At 54.3% G+C, this 1,727-nt stretch carries 2 protein-coding genes; both read left to right on the top strand.

Annotation, left to right across the window (positions count from 1 at the left end):
- Positions 1 to 1,071, top strand: a 1,071-nt coding sequence (locus A3AY_RS0131905) for a M20 aminoacylase family protein (RefSeq protein WP_018329731.1), incomplete at its 5' end; no start/stop codon positions are given.
- Positions 1,072 to 1,142: 71 nt separating this feature from the next.
- The coding region (locus A3AY_RS0131900) for an extracellular solute-binding protein (protein ID WP_018329730.1) at positions 1,143 to 1,727 on the top strand (585 nt) is incomplete at its 3' end.

The raw sequence follows: 1,727 nt of genomic DNA, 5'->3' as shown, positions 1-1,727 counted from the left end.
CACGACACCGCAAACTTCGTTGCCGAGAAGTTGGCTTCGTTCGGCATCAACCACATAGAAACCGGAATAGCGCAGACCGGTGTGGTTGCCGTAATTCAGGGAAACCTAGGCGACGGTCCGACAATCGGGCTGCGTGCCGACATGGACGCGCTACCAATATTGGAGGCCTCTGGCAAACCGTGGGCATCGAAAACTCCTGGAAAAATGCATGCATGTGGTCATGACGGCCATACTGCAATGCTTCTAGCCTCAGCGAAGTACTTAGCGGACACGCGCAATTTTAAAGGTGCTGTCGCCCTCATATTTCAGCCAGCAGAGGAAGACGGCCGGGGTGCAGAGAAGATGGTGCAAGAAGGCATCATGGATCGATTTGGCATCTCCAAGGTCTTCGGAATGCACAACTACCCTGGACTGGAGGTTGGCAAATTCAGTATTTGCAGCGGCCCTATTCAGGCAGGGCTCGACGAATTTGACATTACGGTTCGGGGCAGAGGCGGCCACGCCGCGACGCCTCACAAAAACATTGACCCCATTGTCATCGGCGCGCAGATCGTTCTCGGCCTCCAGACTTTGGTTTCGAGGAATACCGATCCTCAGGAGGCTTTGGTCATCTCCGTGACCAAAATCCATGCCGGGGAAGCCTATAATATCATCCCGCAGCACGCAGTTATTTGCGGGACTGTCCGGACGCTTTCGCCCGCTCTCCGCGATTTTGCAGAGAAAGGAATTTTGGAAGCCGCGCAGGGTATCGCTGGCGGTTTTGGTGCGGATATCGATTTTACGTATCGCCGTCTCGAACCGGTAACTGTGAATCATGAGGCCGAGACGAAGATAGCGGTTGAAGCAGCACGCGATCTGGTTGGGCACGCATCAGTCAATGATCTCATCAAGCCAGGTATGGGATCGGAAGATTTCGCTTACATGCTTGAGGCGCGGCCAGGTTCATACATCTTTCTTGGCAACGGTCCGACGGCCTCCGTCCATAACCCCGAATACGACTTCAACGACGATGCTTTGCCTTACGGCGTTGGCTACTGGGTCAACCTGGTCGAGAGGGTCTTGGCGCCGTAGCCAGACACTGCTTGCCGCAGAACTTCAGAACCTCGTCAATAGTGGCGGGGAAAAATAGAGGGTGAACGAAGATGAGCATTTTGATCAACCGCAGACGAATTATGCAGGCGTCCTTCGCCATTGCCGTCGCAACTTTGGCAACGCCTGTTGTTAACGCCTCGGCACAGACAGCCGGGGAGGTCCGAGTGCTGACCTACGGTGGGCAGCTCGGCAAATACGTGATCGAAGCCTATGCCAAGCCATTTGAAGCTGAAACCGGCATCAAGGTTATCCCAGTGACACAAGACTTCGAGTTCGCTCAGCTCGAGCTGATGCAGAAAACGAATAGCGTCACCATCGATGTCGGCCCTATGAGCCAAGGTGCGGCCCTACAAGCTGCCGAGAAAGGCTATCTGGAGAAGATTGATTACTCGACTTTCAGAAAGGAAGATATCGAGGGGCTTGTCCCGAATGTGAAACAAGACTTCGGCGTCGGCTTTTTCTTCTACACCTACAACCTGGTTTACAACACCAAGAAATATCCCGCCGACAAGGCGCGGCCCACTAATTGGGCGGAGTTCTGGGATACAGAGAAATTCCCAGGCGTCCGATACTTGGTGTCCGGTCAATACGGCTCGGAAGGTCCTTGGGAAGAAGCGCTCTTGGCTGACGGCGTC

Origin of the sequence: Rhizobium giardinii bv. giardinii H152 (assembly GCF_000379605.1) — a bacterium.
GTDB classification, from domain to species: domain Bacteria; phylum Pseudomonadota; class Alphaproteobacteria; order Rhizobiales; family Rhizobiaceae; genus Pararhizobium; species Pararhizobium giardinii.
Note: the sequence above shows the minus strand (reverse complement) of the source record. Positions and strands in the feature narration are given on the sequence as shown.